This is a genomic window from Streptomyces sp. NPDC057654 (assembly GCF_042800135.1).
Taxonomy (GTDB): Bacteria; Actinomycetota; Actinomycetes; order Streptomycetales; family Streptomycetaceae; genus Streptomyces.
Genome location: NZ_JBHVHQ010000442.1, coordinates 1 through 6,873 on the forward strand (window position 1 = coordinate 1; position 6,873 = coordinate 6,873).

A 6,873-nucleotide genomic window follows, 5' to 3' on the forward strand; every position below is an offset into this window, starting at 1 on the left:
CGGCGTCCGTGACGAGCAGGACCCGGGCGCCACCGGTCAGCGCCTCGACGAGTTCGGGCGTACGCGCCGACTCGTTGCCCTCGAAGTAGGAGACGACACGGCCGGTGGTGTGGACGCCGAGCGCCTGGGTGAGGCGGCGCAGCCGCCGGGTGTCCTCGGCGGCGATCACGTCGGCGGCGGCCAGTTCGGCGGCGAGCCGGGGCGGGGCGTCGGCGACGTCGCCGATGGGGGTGCCCGCGAGGACGAGCACGGCGGGGGCGCTGGCGGGGGTGTCAGTGGATGCGGCGTTCACCGTTCCATCCTCGCAGGGGCGGGCCGGTGGGCGGCCCGTACGGACCTCCTCGCGCGGCCCGTACGCACCTCTCCGCGCCATGCGTACGGACTTCCTCGCGCCCCGCGTCCGCGCCGCCCCACGCCGAGCCGTGCGCCGCCCCGCGACTCGCACAGATGAGTTCCCTACGATGGCGCGGTGACCAGTGACACCGCCACGCAAGCCCAGCAGGGCCGGGCCGCCGACGATCAGCAGCGGAACTGGCGGCGGGGGCTGCGCCGGTTCGGCTACGCGGGCCGGCCGCGGACGGACCTGCGGGAACGGCTCGTGCCGCCGTTCCCCGAGCCCGGCGTGCGGCTGTGGGCCGCGCTCGGCGTCGGTCCCGGCGCGGCGCTGCGGCTGGCGCGCTGGACGGGCTGGGGCGGGCCGCTGCTCGTCACGCTCTTCGCGGGGCTGCTGCGTTTCTGGCGGCTGGGCTCGCCGCGCTCGGTGATATTCGACGAGACGTACTACGCCAAGGACGCCTGGTCGCTGTGGAAGTACGGGTTCGAGGCGTCGTGGCCGAAGGACGCCAATGACCAGATCCTCCATACGCCGCAGCACATCCCGGTCAGCGACGCCGCGTCGTATGTGGTGCATCCGCCGGTCGGCAAGTGGGTCATCGGCCTGGGCGAGCAGGTCTTCGGGCTGACGCCGTTCGGCTGGCGGTGTGTGGTGGCGCTGCTGGGGACGGCGTGCGTGCTGATGCTGTGCCGGATCGGGCGGCGGCTGCTGCGCTCCACGTTCCTGGGGTGCCTGGCGGGCCTGCTGATGGCGGTGGACGGGCTGGCGTTCGTGATGAGCCGCACCTCGCTGCTCGACTCGGTGCTGGTCTTCTTCGTGCTGGCGGCCTTCGGCTGCGTGCTGATCGACCGGGACAGGACCCGCGCGCGGATCGCGGCGGCGCTGCCGGCCGGCCCGGACGGCCTGACCCGCCCGGACGCCATGGTCGGCGACCGGCTGAAGCTGGGGTGGCGGCCGTGGCGGCTGGCGGCGGGCGTCTGCCTGGGGCTGGCGTGCGCGACGAAGTGGAACGGCGCGGTCTATCTGGCGGCGTTCGGTCTGCTGGTGGTCCTGTGGGACGTCGGCTCGCGCCGCCTGGCGGGGGCTTATCGCCCGTACCGCTCGGTGCTGCGGCGCGATGTGCCGTGGGCGTTCCTGTCGACGGCGGTCGTCGCGGTCGGCGTCTATCTGGCTTCGTGGACCGGCTGGTTCGCCAAGAGCGGTACGTACAGCAAGTCGGCGGGCTGGCAGCACAGCGGCTATTTCCGGCACTGGGCGGAGACGGAGGGCGGCTACAGCGCGGACGGCTTCCTGGCGGGGGTGCTCAATCCGCTGCGCAGCCTGTGGCACTACGAGACGGAGGTCTGGAAGTTCAACACCGGCCTCACGTCGCCGCACACGTATCAGTCCAACCCGTGGAGCTGGCTGATCCAGGGCCGCCCGGTCTCGTACTTCTACGAGTCCCCCAAGCCCGGCCAGGACGGCTGCCCCAAGGACGCGGTGGGCAAGTGCGCCCGCGAGGTGCTGGCCCTGGGCACCCCGCTGCTGTGGTGGGCGGCGTGCTTCGCGCTGCTGTATCTGCTCTACCGCTGGGCGTTCAAGCGGGACTGGCGGGCCGGCGCGATCCTGTGCGGGGTCGCGGCGGGCTATCTGCCGTGGTTCAACTACCAGGAACGGACCATCTTCCTGTTCTACGCGGTGGTGTTCCTGCCCTTCCTTTGTCTGGCGCTGGCGATGATGATCGGCGCGCTGCTGGGTCCGGCGGGCTCCTCCGAACGGCGGCGGGTGGTCGGCGCGGTGGGCGCGGGCGCGCTGGTCCTGCTGATCGTGTGGAACTTCGTCTACTTCTTCCCGATCTATACGGGGCAGGCGATTCCGCTGGACGCGTGGCGCAATCGCATGTGGTTCGACAGCTGGATCTAGCGGGGGAAACGCGAACCCCCGGCACTACGGGCTACCCATCACGATTGGTCATCGTTGGTCGTTGTTGGTCATCATGGGCCGCCTTCGGACGGCCCACAGACGGCCCAAACCGTCGGCGTCGCGGGCCCGGCCGGAGCCGTCGCCCTGCCACCTGATGTTCACTTCGGACGGGAAGCGCGGGTCCCCGCCGCCTTGTGCTACGCCATGTCGGCCCTGCGCTCCCGTACGGGGGCGCCCGCCCCAGTCCACGCGGCGGGTCGGACGGGGTACGCGTCCCCTGGCGAACAGCAGTGCCCGACAGTGCACTGGACAAAGACGAGAACAACGGGAGGCGGCGCCGCTACTCTCGAATCAGCGGACGCCGGGAAGGATGAGCACCATGAGCGGTCAGACTTGGACGATCGACAGCATCGCGCACACGCTGCCGCACCCGGAGCTGCGCCAGACCTTCATGCGGGAAGTCAACTTCACCGCCGTTGACGACCTGCCCGGCCTCCTGGCCCGCTGGGTTCGCTCTCTCGAAGAGCGGGAAGGGCAGCAGCCCGGCAACGAGGCGCTGCGCGCCCACTTCCTTGCTCACGGTGTCCTGCCCTCCGAGCACGAGGAAGAGTCAGCCGAAGGGCGCGCCCAGTACGAGCAGTGGAAGGCCCGGCGGAAGGGCAACGCCGCGTGAACTGGCACGTCCACATCAGCCGGACGACCTTCGACGCCATCGCCCGCCTCCCCGATGAGGCCCGTGACGCCCTCTTTGATCTCTTCCGCTCCTTGGAGGATGACCCGTACGGACCGACTGTGCCGTACGGGACAGACGACGGGATCATGCGGGAAGCCGCCTTCGGCCGCTGGGGCTCGGTCGTGATCCTGGTGAATGCACATACGGGACGGATCACGCCCGTCAGCTTCACGTGGGCAGGATGAGACCCACCGCGGCCCGCCAGCGGGCCGCGGCAGATGACGGGCACAACAGGCACCGAGCCGCGGCGTGCGAAGCTGGAAGCGGTGAATCGTCGCCAGAGCCGCTTGGAGCCCAGCGAAGGGAAAATCGCGTGCCGCAGGCCAGTCCGCGAGGTACGTATTTGCAGATCTCGGAGTCGCTGAGACAGAAGATCGAGAAACGCAAGATTAGTGAAGATCTGCCCTCTGAAGCAGAGCTGATGCGTACGTATGGCGTGGGCCGGACCACGATCGGCCGTGCACTCAAGGTGTTGAAGGACGACGGCGTGATCGAGTCCGTTCAGGGCGCCGGCTGGTACGTCGCAGGGACCGGTGACCGTCGCCCCCTCGTAGAGCGAGTGACTGACTTGCTCCGCGCTGAGGGAACGGCAGTGGGGGCCCCTTTCCCGTCAGAGAGGGAGCTGTGCGACCGATTCGGAGCGTCGCGGACGGCGGTACGTACCGCCGTTGCGGAGATGGAAGGGCAGGGGCTCATCGAGAAGGGCCCGGATCGCCGTCGGCGAGTTCGGGTCCTCCCAGCCGGTCAGGAGGCCCCGTAACCTTGGACACCATGGATCTCGCAGAGCGGGCGTACAGCCTCGCCGAATCGTTGCTGTCCGAACCTCTGCCGCGCCGCTGGCGGCACTCTCTCGGAGTTGCTGAGCGGGCCTGTTCTCTCCGGCCCATCCTCGGGGAGGATGCTGTCTTGCTGGAGGCTGCGGCAGTCCTCCATGACATTGGCTACTCACCCCGTATCGCATCCACAGGCTTCCACCCTCTCGACGGCGGCCGGTTCTTGCGGGAGCAGGAAGGAATGGACGAGCGCGTCGTCTGTCTCGTGGCGCACCACTCGTGTGCGCTGCTTGAGGCTGAAGAGCGGGGACTCCGGCAGGAGTTGGCAACCGAGTTCGAGTTGGAGCACCCAGTACTGGTAGACGCTCTTCTCTTCTGCGATATGACCACCACCCCCGATGGTGAGCCCACCACGTCTGAGGCCCGAGTATCCGAAATTGTTGAACGGTACGGACCGGACACGGTCGTTGGTCGCTTCATCCAGCGAGCTACCCCCGAGATTCATGCGGCTGTACAGCGCGTTGAGGATAGGCTCAGGTCGGTGCAGGAGGCCAGTCAGCCGATATAGGGAACCGCACGCGACGCATCAAGTCCGTGGGTTATTCGGAGTCGCATCGAAGGGTGGATTTCCAGTTGATCGAGGTCCGTTGGGGGAACCCAACGGACCTCTTTTGATTCTGAGCTAGTTCGCAGGTTGCCGCCAACCGGACGGGCATGAAAGCATATAGAGAATTGTTGGCGAATCTCGCCATCGTCGTACTTCATGACGTGCTGCGGGTCGGTATAGATGCCCACGATGTCTTCCACGTAGACTGTGATGCCGGTTTCTTCTTCCACTTCCCTGACGACCGTCTGCTTGATGCTCTCACCTACGTCGTGACCGCCGCCCGGGAGGGCCCACAGATCGTTGTCGGTCTTGTGGATTAGCAGGATGCTTCCCTGGCCATTCACAACGACAGCAGTGACAGACGGCACGACCGAATTCGCCTTGGGCGCGTTCGGGTCGCGGAAGTAATCAATGCGGCTCATGCTGTGGCGTCTTCGCAATCAGTGGGTGACGTGATGTGCCTAGCGCTCTCCCAGACGCGTTCCACGCTCTCCGCATATGTGTCGAAGAGTTCGCCTCCCGGGACACGCTGAAGGTGCAGGACCGGGGCCATGTAAGCACCTACGCCGAAGACGTGACCGTTCGCCAACAACTCATTGTCGGAACGGTAGACCGAGTTGTAGAGCGTAGTGGCGTGAAGCCTGAATTCCACGTTCGGCAGCCGAAAGAGTGGGGCGTAATTCATCAGTGCATTGCGGATCTTTCCCGCCATGGCTGAGCCAATCCCTTCGTCTTCGCCGCGTATAGCAACTGCTGAACTATTGGGATCGCCAAGCATAAATCGGATCGGTACACCAGTGGACGACTTCTCGCGCACGAGCCGATGGAACTGTGGGTCCTCGGTTAGCCAAAACCCCGAATAGACCAGCACATCGAAGTGCGTCGTGGCGTTGGCGTAAAGCTTCGTCCACGTGCCGTGCGGGACGACAGAGCGATGGGCGTAGAGCTTCATTACCTCCGAGTCACTCGACGCGCTAACTTCCTCCGAAGTCCGCTCGTCTGACCAGAGATATGAGACCTCGCGCTGAAGCATGGACGCGACGGCGTACTGAAAACGCCGGTATGGCTTTCGTTTTGGGTCAGAAATCCAGCGCTCGACGGTCTTCGGGGAGACACCTAGGCGCTCCGCGACCTGCTCCAACTTGAGTCCGCTCTCGACGATCGCCCCGCGCAGCTTCTCGTTCGCCATGCGATCCTCCCGTCTCTCCCGCCTGGGACGTTCTGGGACGGCTTTGACTGTAGCGAGTCGGTCGCAGGTCGTACACCTACGGAGTCCAACGTCCTGCGCCCCGCCGCCATGCTCGTCATGTCGCTGATCGAGAGCGGCGGTTCCGGCGATGAACACACCTTCGGGGCGTCTCTCTTGACAGCCAAGAGAGACGGGTATTACCTGTCTCTCACAGCGCCTCGCGACCCTGGAAGGGGCTCGAAGGGGGCGGCTGCGCTTGACCTGCACGAACGTGCCCAGAAGGCCCGCGAAACGGGCCTGACGGCACATCCCACAACTCCATAGCCCGTAGAGCTCTTCCGAGGTGGCAGATACACGAGACCCTCACCGGCTACGGGAGCACCACCTTCTTCCGGCACTACGACCCGGTGTCCCCGTCCCACGGCTATTGGCCCTGGGGCGCGGAGACCGCTTCGCCCGGCCTCTCCTCGATCCGTGGAGCTCCCTCATGAAGCCCAGCACGGTCCGTGAACCTCTCAAGCTCAGCACTCTCCCGGCGCACCGCATCAACCTCCGCGACGGCGAACGCCGTTCGGTCGTCTGCCCCGACTGCGAGGCATGGCACCCCATCCGCCGCGGGAAGATCTGGCCTCACCACCTCGACAGCACCGAACGCGGCCACCGCGCCCCCCGGTGCCCGGGGTCCGGCCGCCGCATCGAAATGGACCTCGACATCAAGCGATGGGCCCGCAAGGCCGCCGAAGCCGACGCGTCCGCTGCGGGCCGCCGCGCCGAACGCGCCGTTCGGAAGCCCCGCCCCCAGCCCGCCCCGGCCCTGCACCAGATGGCTCCCACCGTCCGCCAGCTCCGTGCCGCCTTGGAGGAACACTCCTTCAAGCGCTGCCTGCACTGCCGGGCCGGGAACTGCCGCACCGCCGCTGAACTGCGCGCCCGCATCCGCCGTGTGGCCCAGCCAGAGCCGCCCGCGCCCCGTTATGCCCAGCTCCGTACGGCCCTGATGCAACACCGCGCCGACTGCACGGCCTGCAAGGCCGGCAAGCCGTGCGTCCCCGCCCGCCGCCTCGCCGACCGCATGGCCGACCTGGTCCAGGGCCGGACGCGAAGCACCCGGCCGGACCTCTGCCGCTAGCCCCCTGACCAGCAACCACGATCGCCGACACCCCGCCCCGGTGGCGGTGCCGACGGTCGCGGGGGGGGGGGGGCGCCGCCGCCCCCGCCCCCCCCCCCCGCGGGCGCGCCGCGGGGGAAGCGGCGGAAGCGGGTCCGGTTTAGGCGGCTATACGTACGGCTTCGGCCTCTTCGTCGTCGGCGGGCTGGACCTGGCGGGGCTGACGC

General features: G+C 67.7%; 8 protein-coding genes and 1 pseudogene. 6 read left to right on the plus strand and 3 right to left on the minus strand.

What is annotated here, in order from left to right:
• Positions 1-373, minus strand: a pseudogene (locus ACFU99_RS27135) (hypothetical protein); the annotation flags it as partial.
• A 96-nt stretch (positions 374-469) separates the two neighbouring features.
• Between ACFU99_RS27135 and ACFU99_RS27140 the strand changes: the two are divergent.
• The 5 genes from ACFU99_RS27140 to ACFU99_RS27160 all read left to right on the plus strand — a co-directional run bounded on the left by ACFU99_RS27140 (position 470) and on the right by ACFU99_RS27160 (position 4,310).
• Positions 470-2,236: a dolichyl-phosphate-mannose--protein mannosyltransferase gene (locus ACFU99_RS27140; protein WP_384396657.1), complete on the plus strand. Its 1,767-nt coding sequence runs from the start codon at positions 470-472 to the stop codon at positions 2,234-2,236.
• Between the two features lie 379 nt (positions 2,237-2,615).
• Complete coding sequence (locus ACFU99_RS27145; protein WP_384396660.1) at positions 2,616-2,909, plus strand: hypothetical protein; 294 nt, start codon at positions 2,616-2,618, stop codon at positions 2,907-2,909.
• Entirely contained in the window at positions 2,906-3,154 is a 249-nt protein-coding gene (locus ACFU99_RS27150; protein ID WP_384396663.1) for a type II toxin-antitoxin system RelE/ParE family toxin, read from the plus strand. The genes ACFU99_RS27145 and ACFU99_RS27150 overlap by 4 nt, the downstream gene beginning before the upstream one ends.
• On the plus strand, positions 3,151-3,729 hold the full coding sequence (locus ACFU99_RS27155; RefSeq protein WP_384396666.1) for a GntR family transcriptional regulator: 579 nt from the start codon (positions 3,151-3,153) through the stop codon (positions 3,727-3,729). Before ACFU99_RS27150 ends, ACFU99_RS27155 begins: the two co-directional genes overlap by 4 nt.
• Before the next feature lie 11 nt (positions 3,730-3,740).
• On the plus strand, positions 3,741-4,310 hold the full coding sequence (locus ACFU99_RS27160) for an HD domain-containing protein (protein ID WP_384396679.1): 570 nt from the start codon (positions 3,741-3,743) through the stop codon (positions 4,308-4,310).
• On the opposite strand, the gene ACFU99_RS27165 is transcribed toward ACFU99_RS27160, so the two are convergent.
• Together ACFU99_RS27165 and ACFU99_RS27170 are read right to left on the minus strand one after the other, a co-directional pair.
• Positions 4,298-4,771 carry an NUDIX hydrolase gene (locus ACFU99_RS27165; protein WP_384396669.1) on the minus strand — a complete coding sequence of 158 codons (474 nt, stop codon included), beginning with the start codon at positions 4,769-4,771 and terminating at the stop codon, positions 4,298-4,300. The genes ACFU99_RS27160 and ACFU99_RS27165 overlap by 13 nt on opposite strands.
• Positions 4,768-5,538: a helix-turn-helix domain-containing protein gene (locus tag ACFU99_RS27170; RefSeq protein ID WP_384396673.1), complete on the minus strand. Its 771-nt coding sequence runs from the start codon at positions 5,536-5,538 to the stop codon at positions 4,768-4,770. Before ACFU99_RS27170 ends, ACFU99_RS27165 begins: the two co-directional genes overlap by 4 nt.
• 487 nt (positions 5,539-6,025) lie before the next feature.
• Between ACFU99_RS27170 and ACFU99_RS27175 the strand changes: the two genes are divergently transcribed.
• Positions 6,026-6,667 carry a hypothetical protein gene (locus ACFU99_RS27175; RefSeq protein ID WP_384396676.1) on the plus strand — a complete coding sequence of 214 codons (642 nt, stop codon included), beginning with the start codon at positions 6,026-6,028 and terminating at the stop codon, positions 6,665-6,667.
• The last annotated feature ends 206 nt before the right edge of the window (positions 6,668-6,873 follow it).